The organism is Microcystis sp. (assembly GCF_048564745.1).
Lineage (GTDB): Bacteria > Cyanobacteriota > Cyanobacteriia > Cyanobacteriales > Microcystaceae > Microcystis > Microcystis ichthyoblabe_A.
On record NZ_JBLZRT010000056.1, the window covers coordinates 22,108 to 37,658 of the forward strand.

12 protein-coding genes and 1 pseudogene are annotated in these 15,551 nt (G+C 43.9%); 9 read left to right on the top strand and 4 right to left on the bottom strand.

Annotated elements, in window-relative coordinates; genetic code table 11:
- Positions 1 to 105: 105 nt before the first annotated feature.
- Entirely contained in the window at positions 106 to 294 is a 189-nt protein-coding gene (locus tag ACOCD9_RS08540; RefSeq protein ID WP_002784873.1) for a hypothetical protein, read from the bottom strand.
- Between the two features lie 202 nt (positions 295 to 496).
- On the opposite strand from ACOCD9_RS08540, the gene cobW reads away from it, so the two are divergent.
- The 9 genes and pseudogenes from cobW (at position 497) to ACOCD9_RS08585 (ending at position 10,699) form a co-directional block, all read left to right on the top strand.
- Positions 497 to 1,531 carry a cobalamin biosynthesis protein CobW gene (gene cobW / locus ACOCD9_RS08545; RefSeq protein ID WP_287700879.1) on the top strand — a complete coding sequence of 345 codons (1,035 nt, stop codon included), beginning with the start codon at positions 497 to 499 and terminating at the stop codon, positions 1,529 to 1,531.
- A 368-nt stretch (positions 1,532 to 1,899) separates the two neighbouring features.
- Complete coding sequence (locus ACOCD9_RS08550) at positions 1,900 to 2,097, top strand: hypothetical protein (protein WP_419547086.1); 198 nt, start codon at positions 1,900 to 1,902, stop codon at positions 2,095 to 2,097.
- A gap of 95 nt (positions 2,098 to 2,192) precedes the next feature.
- Positions 2,193 to 4,244, top strand: a complete 2,052-nt coding sequence (locus tag ACOCD9_RS08555; RefSeq protein WP_419547088.1) for a M3 family metallopeptidase — start codon at positions 2,193 to 2,195, stop codon at positions 4,242 to 4,244.
- A 303-nt stretch (positions 4,245 to 4,547) separates the two neighbouring features.
- Positions 4,548 to 4,772: a hypothetical protein gene (locus ACOCD9_RS08560; protein WP_002744271.1), complete on the top strand. Its 225-nt coding sequence runs from the start codon at positions 4,548 to 4,550 to the stop codon at positions 4,770 to 4,772.
- A pseudogene (locus ACOCD9_RS08565) lies at positions 4,769 to 5,050 on the top strand (type II toxin-antitoxin system YafQ family toxin). The gene ACOCD9_RS08560 and the pseudogene ACOCD9_RS08565 overlap by 4 nt, the downstream one beginning before the upstream one ends.
- A 384-nt stretch (positions 5,051 to 5,434) precedes the next feature.
- Entirely contained in the window at positions 5,435 to 7,741 is a 2,307-nt protein-coding gene (locus ACOCD9_RS08570; RefSeq protein WP_419547089.1) for an ATP-binding protein, read from the top strand.
- Positions 7,680 to 8,126 (top strand): response regulator, encoded by a 447-nt coding sequence (locus tag ACOCD9_RS08575; protein ID WP_002801723.1) that lies wholly within the window; start codon positions 7,680 to 7,682, stop codon positions 8,124 to 8,126. Before ACOCD9_RS08570 ends, ACOCD9_RS08575 begins: the two co-directional genes overlap by 62 nt.
- Positions 8,127 to 8,331: 205 nt before the next feature.
- Positions 8,332 to 9,507 (top strand): hybrid sensor histidine kinase/response regulator, encoded by a 1,176-nt coding sequence (locus tag ACOCD9_RS08580; protein ID WP_287700873.1) that lies wholly within the window; start codon positions 8,332 to 8,334, stop codon positions 9,505 to 9,507.
- A 382-nt stretch (positions 9,508 to 9,889) separates the two neighbouring features.
- Positions 9,890 to 10,699: an SDR family NAD(P)-dependent oxidoreductase gene (locus tag ACOCD9_RS08585; RefSeq protein WP_419547091.1), complete on the top strand. Its 810-nt coding sequence runs from the start codon at positions 9,890 to 9,892 to the stop codon at positions 10,697 to 10,699.
- Between the two features lie 61 nt (positions 10,700 to 10,760).
- On the opposite strand, the gene ACOCD9_RS08590 is transcribed toward ACOCD9_RS08585, so the two are convergent.
- The 3 genes from ACOCD9_RS08590 to ACOCD9_RS08600 all read right to left on the bottom strand — a co-directional run bounded on the left by ACOCD9_RS08590 (position 10,761) and on the right by ACOCD9_RS08600 (position 15,294).
- A complete protein-coding gene (locus ACOCD9_RS08590) occupies positions 10,761 to 11,627 on the bottom strand; it encodes a 6-pyruvoyl trahydropterin synthase family protein (protein ID WP_194016374.1) in 867 nt (288 codons plus the stop codon).
- 624 nt (positions 11,628 to 12,251) lie between these two features.
- On the bottom strand, positions 12,252 to 13,676 hold the full coding sequence (locus ACOCD9_RS08595; protein ID WP_287700869.1) for an ammonium transporter: 1,425 nt from the start codon (positions 13,674 to 13,676) through the stop codon (positions 12,252 to 12,254).
- 181 nt (positions 13,677 to 13,857) lie between these two features.
- Positions 13,858 to 15,294, bottom strand: a complete 1,437-nt coding sequence (locus ACOCD9_RS08600) for an ammonium transporter (RefSeq protein ID WP_287700867.1) — start codon at positions 15,292 to 15,294, stop codon at positions 13,858 to 13,860.
- Positions 15,295 to 15,551 lie beyond the last annotated feature (257 nt).

Genomic DNA, 15,551 nt, shown 5'->3' on the forward strand with positions numbered 1-15,551 from the left:
CCCATTTAATTGCTTATTGTTCATTCTTAATTCTCCTGACTCCGATACTACTGGCTCCTGACTCCTTAATCTAACGGAAGATTTTTGATTTTTGCCAGAGGTATATTAATCTAATTGAACCGAATGCTCTTGTTTTAACTGCTTTTGGATAGTTTTTACCGTCTGCTCGATTTTATTGATTCCGCGAGAAGAAGGGCGATTTACTCTATCAGCTAGAGGAGAAGTTTGTTGAATAGCAATGCTTAAATAAAGAGGAAAAGCGAGGGTAAAGGCTAAAAAAAGACGTTGTAACATAATCCACTCCCACAAAAGTTTTTCAGCGATTATTTAGCCGGCTGAAACTTTTACCAGAATAACGACTAACTAGGAAAATTTCAGCTAGTTTGTGACAGTCCGGCAATTGGTGGGGCAATCCTAAAGAATTAGCGCTGAAACCCTCAACCCTAGACCGAGAGTCTGATAGATTGATCTAGAAACATGATCGATCGCCCTATCTATGCACAAAATTCCAGTTACTGTGATCACGGGTTTTCTGGGTGCGGGAAAAACTACCCTCATCCGTCATCTACTGCAAAATAATCAAGGCCGACGGGTGGCCGTTATGGTCAATGAATTCGGAGAAGTGGGAATTGATGGTGATTTATTGAAAAGTTGTCAGACCTGCGATGACAACCCCAACGATAATATTGTGGAACTGACCAACGGTTGTCTGTGCTGCACCGTACAGGAAGAATTTCTCCCCACCATGCAGAAATTGCTGGAGCGACGGCAACAGTTGGATTGTATGCTGATCGAAACTTCAGGATTAGCTTTACCTAAACCTCTGGTTCAAGCTTTTCGCTGGCCAGAAATCCGCAACGGTGCGACGGTGGACGGAGTAATCACCGTGGTGGATGGTTTTGCTGTCGCTAGGGGTCGTCTGGTGGCGGATTTGGACGCTTTAACGGCACAAAGGCAAGCAGACCCCAATTTAGAACACGAAACGCCCATTGAGGAGTTATTTGAGGATCAGTTAGCCTGCGCTGACCTGGTACTCTTAACTAAAACCGATCTAATCAGTGAAATTGAATTAGAAAAAATTATTAATTGGCTGAAAACACAACTGCGATCGACGGTCAAAATAGTTACTTGTGCTGATGGACAAATTAGCCCCGATGTGCTATTGGGATTTAATGCCGCCGTCGAGGATGATTTAGCTAGTCGTCCTAGTCATCATGATCACGAGGAAGAACACGATCACGATGAGGATATCAATTCTGTGCAGTTTTGCCTCGATTCTCCCGTAGATGCCCGAATTTTGACCCAACGGCTCAAAGAATTGGTGGCCCGAGAAGAAATCTATCGGGTCAAGGGATTTGTTAACGTGGCCAATAAACCGATGCGTATGGTGTTACAGGGAGTCGGCGATCGTTTTGATTCTTTCTTCGACCGACCCTGGCAATCCACGGAAATGCGGCAAACTCGCTTGGTCTTTATCGGCCGCTCCCTCGATAGTCAGAGAATCGAGCAGGCCTTAACTAGGGTTTGCTGAAGAAGTTTTTCCTAGGGACAGGGTGTGGGGTAGGGAGATTATTTTTATTTATTCTCCCTTCTCCCCTTCTACAATAATTACTCGCAGCCAGAAATACGTTGGGCTTTATCATACTTTGTGCTTTTTGTCAAAAAAACTTTTTTTTTGCAATAAAACTACACAAAAAAAAGATCATCGTTATGGGTGAAATTGACTGATTTGACCGTCTTAATTAGGAACACTTTCTAGGTGTGGCAAGGGTTTCAACTATTGCTGCCCAAAAAAGCACAGAATAACCGACTATGAAATTCTATCAAATCGCTGTAACCCTTGTAACATCGTTGTTAAATAAAAATCTTTCTCAATTAATTCTTAAGAATTTGTAAATATTGCGGAATGTTAATTTAAATATTCTCAAGTTTTTGCAGTCAATAGATAATGTTTGCTTATCTTTGATCAACAGAGGCAGTCCCAATGAAAAAATTTTCACCCCCACAGATGAAAGAGGTTTCTTTCCCTACACCCCACACCCCACACCCCACACCCCACACCCTACACCCTACACCCCACACCCCACACCCCACTGAAAAAGCTCCGGCAATCGATCGCCCAGATAGATGGTCAGGGATTTAGGTTAGGGTGGTAAAAGATACAGATTACCCACCCTTCCAGACCAAAAATTATGACGAACACCAGTAACCCGCTGCTTGCCGGTCAAGGATTACCGGCTTTTGACCAAATCCAACCCGGCCTGATTGTCCCTGGCATGACGCAACTTTTGCAGGAACTGGCCAGAGAATTAACCGATTTAGAAGCGCAGATTATCCCCACCTGGGAAAAATTGGTCGAACCCCTCACCCGGATCGAAGAACGTTTAAGCTGGAGTTGGGGGATTATCGGTCATCTGATGGGGGTAAAAAATAGCCCAGAATTGCGTCAAGCTTACGAAAGCGTACAACCGCAGGTGGTCGAGTTTATTAGCCGTTTAAGCCAAAGTAAACCCATTTATGAGGCATTTTTGTCCCTGCGCCAAGGAGAAAGCTGGGGGCAATTAGACGAGGCACAACAGCGCATTGTCGAAGCTTCCCTGCGGGATGCTCAATTGGCTGGGGTGGGATTGGTAGGGGAGAAAAAAGACAGATTTAACGCGATTCAACTGGAATTAGCCGAAATCACCACGAAATTTTCTAATAACATCCTCGATGCCACCAAAGCTTTTCAACTGAAACTAACAACCCCAGAAGATATCGCCGGTTTGCCCCCTAGTCTCCTCAGTTTAGCCGCCCAAACCGCCCGGGGCCAAGGGGAAACTAACGCCAGCACCGAAACTGGCCCCTGGGTGATTACCCTCGATTTTCCCAGTTATTTCCCCTTTATGAAGTACAGCGATAATCGGGAATTGCGCGAAAAACTCTATAAAGCCTACGTTAGTCGGGCAGATCTGGGAGAATTGGATAATAATCCCTTAATTGATCGCATTTTGCAACTTCGTCAGGAACAGGCCCATCTTTTAGGTTATAGTACCTACGCCGAGGTCAGTCTTGCCAGGAAAATGGCCAATTCTGTGGATGAAATCGAGAAATTGCTTGACAATTTGCGCCAAGTCAGCTATGAAGCGGCAAAACAGGATTTAGAGGCCTTAAAAACTTTTGCGGGAACCGACGATCTCAAGCATTGGGATATAGCCTATTGGTCAGAAAAACAGCGTCAGGCCAAGTTTAACTTTAGTGCCGAGGAATTACGCCCCTATTTCCCCCTACCACGGGTTTTAGAAGGCATATTTAGCCTCGCTAAACGGATTTTTGGGGTAGAAATTATCGCTGCCGACGGTCAGTCCCCTATCTGGCATCCCGATGTGCGTTATTTCCAGATTAACGACGAAAACGGCGAAAAAATCGCCTATTTCTACCTCGATGCCTACAGTCGTCCCGCCGAAAAACGCGGCGGCGCTTGGATGGATGTCTGTATCGGTCGGGCCAAAACCGGCACCGAGGTGCGTTTACCTGTGGCTTATTTAATCTGCAATCAAACGCCTCCAGTGGACGGAAACCCCAGTTTAATGACCTTTGAGGAGGTAACTACCCTATTTCACGAATTTGGCCACGGTTTACAGCATATGTTAACCACTGTGGATTATTCTGGCGCAGCGGGTATTAATAACGTTGAGTGGGATGCGGTGGAATTGCCCAGTCAATTTATGGAAAATTGGTGTTATGATCGCCCTACTTTAATGAGTATGGCCAAACACTACGAAACCGGTGAAACTCTCCCCGAACATTACTATCAAAAACTGCTTCTAGCTAAGAATTATATGAGCGGTTCGGCTATGCTGCGTCAGCTACATTTGTCTTTAGTAGATTTGGAATTACACCATCGTTATCAACCCAATGGCAGCGAAACTCCTAAACAAGTCAGACAGCGTTTAGCGGCGACGACGACGATAATTCCCCCCCTACCGGAAGATGCTTTCTTGTGTTCTTTTGGGCATATTTTCGCCGGCGGTTATGCGGCGGGTTACTATAGTTATAAATGGGCAGAAGTTCTCAGCGCCGATGCTTTTGCCGCTTTCGAGGAAGTAGGATTAGATAACGAAGAAGCAGTGAAAGCGATCGGTCGTCGTTTTCGTGATACTGTTTTAGCTATGGGGGGAAGTTCCCATCCTATGAATGTTTTTAAAGCTTTCCGCGGTCGCGAACCCAGTACCGAACCTCTCCTCCGTCATAGCGGCTTATAAAAGTAGTCAAACACTTTTCTTTGTGGTGCGTTACGGTAATATTTAGCTCTTGATTTTTTCCCTAAAAACAAGGGATTGCCTAACGCACCCTACTTGAATATATTGTGATAAGTAGGTAGGCGTTAAAAGTTGTCAGATCCCCCCCTTATTAAGGGGGGATTAAGGGGGGATCCCCCCGCCTATCGGCACCCCCCTTATCAAGGGGGGCAGGGGGGATCGAACCTAAAATCCATTTTTAATTTAATTATAACCAGCTACTTAGCATATCAGGAAAAAAAAGTTAACTAACAGGAGGAAACTGTAATGAGTATCGCATTTTTTCAAGATCTGATCGAATCGGTAGAGAGTCTATCCATTGAAGACCAAGATTATTTGTTTGAGCTAATTCGTAAAAGACGCATTGAGAAACGCCGGGAGGAGATGGCTAAAAATGGCGAAGAAACCTTAAAATCTTTAGCAATGGGAACAGCAAAAAAAGGCAGTGCTGAAGAGATAATGGCTTATTTGTTAGAGGATGAAGAAGAATGAAATTAGTTGCTGACAAAAGCTTTAAAAGAGCTTTTCAACGCTTAATCAGCAAAAATCCTCAACTACAAAGCAAGGTATCAGAGGTTCTACATTTGTTAGAAGATAATCCCTTCACCCCTTCTTGAAAATCTCATAAGCTGACAGGTAGATTAGAATGTTATTGGTCATGTTCTGTTAGTTATGATTGCCGTATTATTTTTACTTTTCGTCAAGATACTGATTCAGGAGAAACTTTAATTGTTATAGTCGATATTGGCAAACACGATCAAGTTTACTAATTTATCTCTTTAATTTTTTCTTTCTTATCAATTGTACAACCACAGTGGGATATCGCCTACTTTTCTAGCGTGCGTTCCTGGAAATTTTTGGTTCTGAAACCCCTTAACTACCATATATTTTTATTAAGAATTATCTGTCCCTTGTAACATTAACTCTTAATTCTTAACAAATTACCCTAGATTCTCAGAGAAAAACCGATTATAATAAAGGGAAATGAACAGGACTGCTCGATAGATAACTGATTAATTAAAGTTTTATTACTTTTGATGGCCTAGTATTAAGAGAAGTAAATTTATTCTTGATCGCTCCCTGAAAGTGAGAAGAAATAGTTTTAATAAACAAAGAGTTTTCAACTTGGCAAAAATCCTCTGGGGGCAATACACATGGAAGTTATAACCGAGACAATTAACCCAACTTCGATCGAACGGGAACCGATCCATCTCTATAACCGAATTCAACCGCACGGGGTGCTTTTAGTTCTCAGCGAACCGGAGCTAAAAGTCAGCCAAACCAGCAGTAATAGCGGCAGTTTATTGGGTATTTCTCCGGGGGAAATTATCGGTAAAACCCTAGAGGAAATCTTCGATCCCTTTCAGATCGATCCTCTCAAATCAGCCATAGAAAATAACGATTTTGATGCTCTCAATCCTGCCAAAATTTGGGCGCGGGTTAAAGGGGATGATTTTGCCGTCTTTGATGCTATTTTTCACCGCAACGCCGAACAAGTGCTGATTTTAGAGTTAGAACCAGCTATTTCCTATGAAAACATTCCTTTCCTGAGATTCTATCACCTAGCCAAAACTTCGATCGATAAACTTGAAGCCACCCGCAGCCTGAAAGATTTCTGTAATATCATTGTTAAAGAAGTAAGAAAAATGACAGGATTCGATCGAGTTATGTTATACAAATTCGACGAAGAAGATAACGGTGATGTGATAGCAGAAGACAAAATAGAGCAACTAGAACCCTATCTCGGTTTACGTTATCCCGCTTCCGATATCCCTCTCCCGGCACGAAATTTATTAAGTGCTAATTGGATTCGACAGATTCCCGATGCTACCTCTGAACCCGTCGATCTAGTGCCTATTCTTCATCCCGAAACCCAACAACCCTTAAATTTAACCCTGTCCAGTCTTAGAAGTGCTTCTCCCTGTCATTTAGAATACCTGCATAACATGGGAGTGGGAGCATCTCTAACGATTTCTCTGATTGAAAATAAACGTCTCTGGGGTATTATTGCCTGTCATCACCGCACCCCTAAATATGTACCCTACGAACTCCGTAAAGCCTGTGAGTTCTTAGGAAGAGTGATTTTTTCGGAAATATCGGCACGGGAAGAAACCGAGGATTATGACTATCGAGTGAAATTAAATTTTGTGCAATCGCAATTAATCGATTATATGGCGGAAGCTAATAACTTTATTGATGGATTAATTGCCCATAAACCGAATCTGCTCGATCTAACTAAAGCCACGGGAGCCGCTATTTGTTTAGGCGGCAATTATACCTTAATTGGAGTAACACCGAGCGAAGAAGAACTAAACTATCTGATTACTTGGCTAGAAAAAAACGTCCATGAAGATGTTTACTATACCAATTCCTTATCGCGAATTTATACCGATGCAGGTAAGTTTAAAGACATTGCCAGTGGTTTACTAGCAATTCCCATTTCTAAACGTAATTATCTCCTCTGGTTTCGTCCGGAAGTAATTCAAACCGTGAACTGGGGTGGTGATCCGGGTAAAGCGATCGAAACGACTGCCATAGATGGTGATATTCGTCTCTGTCCGCGTAAATCTTTCTCCCTCTGGAAAGAAACCGTTCGCCTCAAATCTTTACCCTGGAAAGCAGTAGAAATCAACGCCGCACTAGAATTACGAAAAGCGATCGTCAATATCATCTTAAAACAAGCCGATGAATTGGCACGTTTAGCGCGGGATTTGGAACTATCGAACGCCGAATTAAAAAAATTCGCCTACGTCGCTTCCCACGATTTACAGGAACCCCTCAATCAAGTCGCCAACTATGTGCAGTTGCTAGAAATGCGCTACACCGAAGAACTGGACGAAGATGCTAAAGAATTTATTACTTTTGCCGTCGAAGGTGTGAGCTTGATGCAAACATTAATAGATGATGTGCTGGCTTACTCGAAAGTGGATATGCAGGCGGTAGAGTTTAATACCATCGATGCTAATCTGGCACTGGAAAAAGCTCTCGCTAACCTGAAAGGGAGAATTCAGGAAAGTCAAGCTATAATCACCGTCGATCCTTTGCCAATTGTCATGGCAGATAAAACCCAGTTAATGCAATTGTTCCAAAATCTCATCGGTAATGCCATTAAATTCCGAGGAAAAGCGACTCCCACTATTCATATTTCCGCGCAACGTCAAGAGGAGGAATGGCTGTTCTCTGTCACCGATAATGGAATTGGTATCGATCCCCGATTTTCCGAACGCATTTTCGTGATTTTCCAACGACTGCACACCCGCGACGAGTACCCCGGCACAGGTATGGGTTTGGCGATTTGTAAGAAAATTATCGAGTGTCATCGCGGACGAATTTGGGTAGAATCCCAATTAGGTAAAGGAGCGGTTTTCTATTTTACAATTCCCCTAGGAGGTGACGAGCGTGAGCGCTGGCGAGGACGTGCCACACAAAATTATCTTATTAGTGGAGGACAGCAAAGCTGATATTCGCCTCATCCAAGAGGCATTAAAAACTAGCACCGTCCCGCACGAATTAGTTATCGTTAGGGATGGTGTCAACGCTATGGATTATCTGCGTCGAGAAGGGGAGTATCTCGATTCTCCCCGTCCTAATCTGATTCTTCTCGATCTGAATTTACCAAGAAAAGACGGACGGGAGGTATTAGCGGAAATCAAAAACGATCCCAGTTTAAAAAGAATTCCTGTGGTGGTTTTAACCACTTCTCGCAACGAGGAGGATATTTTTTATAGCTATGAACTGCACGTTAATTGTTATATAACCAAGTCACGCAATCTCAACGATTTGTTCAAAATTGTCAAAAATATCGAGGCTTTTTGGTTAGAAACCGCTACTTTACCCAGTGAGTGAATCATGATCAGTTATCAGTTATCAGTTATCAGTTATCAGGAGGCAGGAGGCAGGAGGCAGGAGGCAGCTTTATTCTCCCCACACCCTACACCCTACACCCTACACCCTACACCCCACGCCCTACACCCTACACCCCACGCCCTACACCCCACACCCCACACCCCACTTCCTAACTTCCCAAATCTCTTTAACTCTTGATTAAAAAATGGGACTCTCGCAGGATATAAAAGTTCTTTTAATCGAGGATAATTTAGCCGAAGCTCGATTATTAAAGGAAATTCTTAAGGGTAATGAAAAAAAAGAATTTCATCTGGTTAATGTATCAAGACTGTCCGAGGCAATTTCTCTGTTGCAACAAACAAATTTTGATGTAATTTTATTAGATCTAACTTTACCAGATAGTCAGGGTTTGGAATCCTTAGCTCCCCTTTTGATTACTGCTCCGAAATTACCAATCGTGGTTTTAACTAATACTAATGATGATAATTTAGCTTTGGCAGCACTACGTCAGGGAGCGCAGGATTATTTAATTAAAAGAGAAGTAAGTTTAGAAATTTTAACTCGATCGCTATGTTATGCGATCGAGCGAAAACAGATGGAGGAAGCTTTACGAGAATCGAACGAAGCTTTAAAAATGAGCGTGATTGAACGCACTAATCAACTGGAAAAAGCGCAGGAATTAAATCAGTTAAAAACTGAATTTGTTTCCATGTTATCCCACGATTTTCGCAATCCTTTAAATAAAATTTTACTCTCGGCTGGATTATTAGAAGAAAGTCGCGATCGATTGACAAAAGATCAGCAAGTTAGCTATTTTCGCATGATTCGATCGGCCATTAAAGACATGGATCAATTGCTCACAGAAGTGTTATTAATTGGTAGGGCTGATTCCGGGAGATTATACTGTCAATTTGATCCAGTTGATTTGCTTGATTATTGTCAAAAATTAGTAGAATCTTTTATTGTTAAGCCGGAGCCGCAATTAGCAATTATTTTCCAAGTTGAGGGCAGCTTAGAAAGAGGACTTTGGGATATAAATTTAATTAAACATATCTTGACAAATTTACTGGGAAATGCTCTCAAATATTCACCCCAAGGCAACCCCGTAGAATTTAAGATTATTGTCGAATCCGAGCAGGTAGTCTTTAAAATTATCGATCGAGGCATTGGTATTCCCAGCAAAGATCAAGAACATTTATTTAAACCTTTTTATCGCGGTAGCAATGTCGATAATATTCAAGGAACGGGATTAGGATTAGCCATTGTCGGACGCTGTGTGGAAGCGCACAAAGGACAAATTCACCTAGAAAGTGAGGAAGGAAAAGGCACAAAGATCACGGTAATTTTACCGATTATTACCGACATTGAACACCTAAATTGAGATGAACGATAGGGTGGCACCACAATTTTTTTTTCTGCTGCCCCTCTGCCCTAGGGTTGATTCATAGTAGGGTTGATTCATGAATCAACCCTACCTCTCCCCTCTCCCTGCTCCCCTTCCATAGGATTGAGGATCACCCTGAGCGTTCATCCGATCGAGTGATTTTCGGGAAAAGTGTTAAAAAAGATTGCTGTTTGTAAAGACAACTGTTACCGTGGGTTCAAGAGTGCGCTTTGAAGGAGGAAAAATCCCATGCACCCTAACCTATCCATCTATCCCCCGATTGCTTCGCTACTTATGTAGGGCATAGATGCACAAATCAAAGATTTCAGAAGCAAAACCAATAAATTTCTGTACTGTTGCTTAAAACAGGAGTTTGATCATGAAATTACAGGGAAAAACAGCCCTAGTCACGGGGGCATCCCGGGGTATCGGACGTGCGATCGCCTTAGAATTGGCCCGACAAGGTTTAAGCAGAATTGTGATTGTTGCCAGAGATCAAGAGCGATTAGACAAACTAGCCAAAGAAATTGAGTCCCTAGGGGTCATTGCCACACCTTTAGCCCTAGATTTAACCGAAAATGACCTTGTTAGTCCTTCAATTATCCGCGTTTGGCAAGAATGCCGTGGCATTGATATCCTCGTTAACTGTGCCGGTATTGCCCATCAAACCCCCTTTCTACGCTCACAATTTTCGCAAGTGCAAGCAGAAATATCTTTAAATCTGATGGCCATGTACACAGTTACTCGCTTAATTGCCCGCCGGATGGCAATTAGGGGACAGGGAACCATCGTCAATGTTTCCAGCATGATGGGTAAAATTGCCGCTCCTAGCTTCTCTACCTACTCGGCCACCAAATTTGCCATTTTGGGTTTTAGTCAAGCTCTCAGGTCGGAATTACGGGAACACAACATCAAAGTTGTCACCCTCTTACCCTCTTTAACCGATACGGATATGGTGCGAGAATTGCAGTTATTTCGATGGTTAAAGCCGATGAGCGCCGAAGAAGTCGCCCAAACCCTAATTACCGGGTTAAATAGGCAAAAAACAGAAATTGTCGTCGGTTGGCAAAGTCATCTAGCTCTTTGGTGCCAAAAATTTGCCCCGAAACTGCTCGAGAAAATTGTCGATTTAGCCTCTCCCTTGCGCCAAGGCAAAGGAAAGCGAGGATGGCGAGAAGTGTTTAACTAGGGTTTAATTAAATCCATCAGGGTGAGCGTAGCTCACCCTAATCACCTTAACCAACAGACAATTAAACGGCTGTCAGGGTTTTTTCTAGAAGTTGTCGGGGAGCTTGAACCGAACCACGACAGTGGATTTCGGCAGAATTATTGGGACTTTCAATCAGTTTAACTTTATCTAATTGGGCCCCTAATTGGCGGATCGGTTCCTCTAATAGTTGAGCGATGTGTAAGGCAATATTTTCCGCGGTGGGAACCACTTCGGCAAAGTAGGGAATATCCTTATTTAAAAAAGTATGATCGAAGGGTTCTACTACCAATTCATCGATCGCTTTTTGTAAATCCCCTAGATCCACAATCATACCAGTGCGGGGATCAATTTCTCCCGCCACGGATACTTCTAGGTGATAATTATGACCATGACCGTTTACCCTGGCGCATTTGCCGTAGATTTCCGAGTTTTGTTCGAGGGTTAATTGCGGTAAAGCCAAACGATGAGCGGCACTAAAATGGGTTTTGACGGTTAAAGTTGCTTCCATATCTTTTCCTTGATATTCTGCCCACAATTCGGGGTGTTCAAATAGTTGAATTTTGACTAATGGTAAATAGGGTGCTAATCTTTGCCAGATAACTCTGGCGATATTTTCTGTGGTGGGTAGGGTTTGCTGAAATTCTGGCCAGACTTGATTGAGATAGGAGTAGTCTAGTTGACTGGTTATCTCTCGTTTAATTACCTGTTTCACGGTGGAGAGATTTTCCACCATGCCATAAAGATTGAGTTCTTTGTATAGGGAGACGTATAATTCGTAATTGTGACCATGACCGGGAAAACGGCTACCAAGACCAAAAAGTCTTTGATTTTCGGCTTCGTCCCATTCTGGCAGATAATAGCGATGGCTGGCTGAAAACCGCGCTCGACGATTGATGATGCAATCCATAAATGTGGGCGATCGATGACTTTGTAAAGTTACGTTAAGGTAACTCTTTCTAGCATAAACCAGTTTTGTCTCCTCCTGCTTGCAGATCGGGGAAAGTTAAGCTGTACTGAATTTAAACTGCCTATGGAAAATTTTAGTACAAATGCTCGAACTGCTTCTCCCTGCTCCCTAGAGTCGTTTCATTCTCTCAAATCCTGATCTGGCAACGTTTTTAGTCGATTTCTCGGAAATACATAGCTGAAAATTTGTCCAAACGTCGTGCTTTGTAGGTTGCATGAATCAACCTACTATGAGAGCCAAGGCGTTGCTGATTTGAGATATCATACTAAATCCGTTGAGTATAGGTAACATATTAGGATAGGCAAAAGGCAAGAGGCAAGAGGGGGAATAAATAATCAGTTTTTAATAACTTGATTTAGTATGAATCTTCTCTTGCGGGATTTTTAAAACCTGGACCCAAACTAACTTTTGGACACGATGCACAGTTGGCATTCATACCTTGATTCAGCAACCACCACAACCCCAGGTGACAGAGACAAGACGACCAAAAACGGAATTGTTAAAGCCAGTTTCACAGAGACGAAATTTCGCCTCTGTTAGCCGCACCAATAGCCGATTGAATCCCTAATAATTTTCTTGCGGATTTGTGGTGGGAGGATTTTCTTGGTAGGAAAAGCTGTTACCAAACTCGAATTCCTGTCCGTAGGCTTCCTCTCCGTGTTGAGGAACATCTAACCCTTCTGCTTCCGTATTCGGTTTAACCCGCAGCTCCATAAATAAACCGAGAACTTTCAGGATGACAAAAGTGCCGACGGCAGCAAAGATATAAGTAGCGGCAACGCCAACAAATTGCGTCCACAGTAACCCCGGATTCCCAAAAAATAAACCATCATTTCCGGCTGAATTAACCGATTTTGTGGCAAAAAGCCCCGTAAGCAGCGCCCCTATTGTCCCACCCACACCATGGACGGGATAGGTATCCAAAGAATCATCAAAGCGCAATTTTGCCCGCAGACTAACCGCAAAAAAACAACTAAGGGCAGTAATCGAACCGATGAGAATCGCCCCAATCGGCAGTACATAGCCGGCAGCTGGAGTAATACCGACTAATCCCCCTAAAAATCCACTAGCAATGCCGATCGCCGTCGGTTTACCGCGTAAAATCCATTCTATAAGCATCCATGTCAAACCACCAGCCGAAGCTGCGATACTGGTATTAACAAAAGCTGTCGTGGCTAGGGAACTAGAGGAAAGCGCGCTACCCCCATTAAAACCAAACCAACCGAACCAGAGTAAACCGATACCTAGGAGAACAAACGGCACATTATGGGGTGCATAGGTTTGGGTACCAAAACTACGCCGCGGACCGATCATCCAGGCGGCCACCAGTGCGGAAATCCCGGAACTAATGTGAACAACGGTTCCACCGGCGAAATCCAGCGCCCCGGTGGCAGCCAACCAACCCTTACCCCAAACCCAGTGAGCTAGGGGAGAATAGATAAAGGTGGACCAAAGCAGTAAAAACCAAAAATAGGCCTTAAAGTTGACCCGTTCCACGATCGCCCCCGAAATTAAAGCCGGGGTGATGATGGCGAACATCATCTGATAGACCATAAACACTTGATGGGGAACGGTGGGTGCATAACCGATATTGTCAGGTGCGGCGGCGGTGACACCGTTGAGAAAAATCCAATCCAGTCCCCCGATAAAAGCTTCAATTCCCTCGCCAAAACCACTTTTACCCGGGGTGACATCAAAAGCAAGACTATAACCCCAAAGCACCCAAGTTACACCAATTACGCCCATGGCCACCAAACTCATCATCATGGTGTTGAGGACGTTACGCGAACGTACTAAACCCCCATAAAAAAAAGCCAGTCCGGGGGTCATTAATAAAACTAAGGCCGACGAGATCAGCATCCAAGCGGTATCTCCAGCACTAATCGGATTGGGGGGAGCGGCGGCGATGGTTTCCGCAAAAACCGGGGCAACTCCGAAATTGAATCCCAGTCCCAGCAAAAGTATGGTTATTCCTACGATCTTTTTCATTGACGGTTGGTGCCTAGTAGCAAGATTAATTTTTTCTGTCCGGAAAGAGACAAAAAACCGAAAGAGAAAAGGTTTAGAAGGTAATTGTAGCCACCGATCGCATCGGGGCGAGGCCTTCTTCCTTTTCTCTTTAACTTTGTCGGGGGTAAATTAATCTATCTTTACAAGGTTTACCCTAACCCTAACGACTGCTAGGCGTTTCCATGTCAACACTGGAAGCATAATGGCCACCGGTAACGATATCGGACTCCTTGACGAAACCGCTATAGGCTTCCATTCCGTGTTCACCCACATCCAAACCTTCCATTTCTTCTTCGGGAGTAACACGAATACCGAGGGTAGCCTTGAGGATTGTCCAAACAATACCGCTGACAATCAGGGTAAATGCCCCTACTGCCACAATCCCGATAATTTGGTTAATAAACAGTTGGAATTGACCGGTGATTAAACCGGCATCTTTGTTGAAGATACCGACGGCTAAAGTTCCAAACACACCACAGACGAGGTGAACGGAAGTCGCACCCACCGGGTCATCAATTTTCAGGTTATCGAAGAAAGCCACCGAGTAAACCACGACCACACCGGCAATTAAACCGATGATTGCCGCCGACCAATAGGATACACCATCACAACCGGCAGTAACGGCTACTAAACCGGCCAGAATACCGTTAATAATCATCGAAAGGTCGGGTTTACCATCTTTCGCCCAAGCGGTAAAGGTAGCGGCAATGCCACCGGCGGCCCCGGCGAGGTTAGTGGTGACAGCGATATAGGGTACAGTTTCATTAACTGCTAAAGTAGAACCGGGGTTAAAACCGAACCAGCCAATCCAGAGAATTAAACAACCCAAGGTCGCAATACTCATGTTATGACCGGGTAAGGCATTGGTGCGACCGTTGATATATTTACCCATTCTTGGGCCGAGAATTGCCGCCCCGGTTAAGGCAGACCAACCACCCACCGAGTGAACCACCGTCGAACCGGCGAAGTCTTTAAAACCAAGGTCAGCTAACCAACCGCCACCCCAAACCCAGTGACCAGTGATCGGGTACATGATACCAACGATAATTAAGCTAAAAACGAGGAAATCGGTGAATTTAATCCGTTCTGCCACCGCCCCAGATACAATGGTTGCCGCCGTTCCCGCGAAAGCGACTTGGAACAGGAAGAATACTGAGGTGGGCAAGGAGGCAGGCATAACGTAGGTGGCGGGATCGCTACTGCTGAGAAACCAACCTCCCGTACCGAAAAACTCGTTACTGACAGACCCGAACATCAGGGAGAAGCCGATCGCCCAAAATGACATGGTGGAGAGGGCGAAAACGATCAGGTTTTTGGCTAGAACGTTAACGGCGTTTTTCTGGCGACAGAATCCCGTTTCTAGCATCGCAAAACCCGCATTCATAAAGATCACGAGGATGGCGGCAATTAAAACCCAGATGGTATTGAGGGCGTTTTGGACATCTTCGGGGGTTAGGGGTTTCGCATCTTGGGCCTGTACGGCCGTGTTCCAAACCACAAAAATAATCGCAGACAAGGGAACACAGGCTAACCAGACAGGGTTAATTTTCGGTAATAAACCGACAAGTTCCCCAGATTTTCGAGCAATTCGTTTCATCGTTAATTCGTTTACTTTGTTGAGTTAGTAGGTCGATTCATTACTTTTGAAAATAATTACCGAGCAATTATGTCCGTTCAACCGCTAAATCCTAGGAACAGAGGTCAATCATTTCAGAAGACCAAACGCCTAGGGATTTATCTTGATGTGTGAGTAGTCAATGTTTTTCGATCTTTGTTTTTTTGATTTGAGATTTCTGTATCCTCTGATACGTTTCACTTTAAAATAATAATAGTAGAGAAGTGATCAGCTTTTTA